Here is a 201-nt window from a genome sequence, read left to right as displayed (position 1 = left end):
GATGAGATTTCCCATAGCGCAAGCTAGTAAGATCCCTGAAAGATGATCAGGTTGATAGGTCAGAGGTGGAAGCGCGGTGACGTGTGGAGCTGACTGATACTAATCGATCGAGGACTTAACCAAATTAAGATGAAACTTATTTCTTCTTCTTCAAAATATATTATCTTGTTTTTAGAGAAAGGTAAAAATTTCTCTTGAAAA

Annotated in this window: 1 rRNA gene; it reads left to right on the top strand. The window is 37.3% G+C overall.

From position 1 onward, the window contains the following. A 23S ribosomal RNA gene (locus M3175_RS24820) occupies window positions 1-123 on the top strand; the annotation flags it as partial. Between the last annotated feature and the right edge of the window lie 78 nt (window positions 124-201).

The sequence above is a fragment of the Robertmurraya korlensis genome (assembly GCF_023715225.1).
Classification (GTDB): Bacteria; Bacillota; Bacilli; order Bacillales; family Cytobacillaceae; genus Robertmurraya_A.
This window is presented reverse-complemented; position numbering and strand designations above follow the sequence as displayed.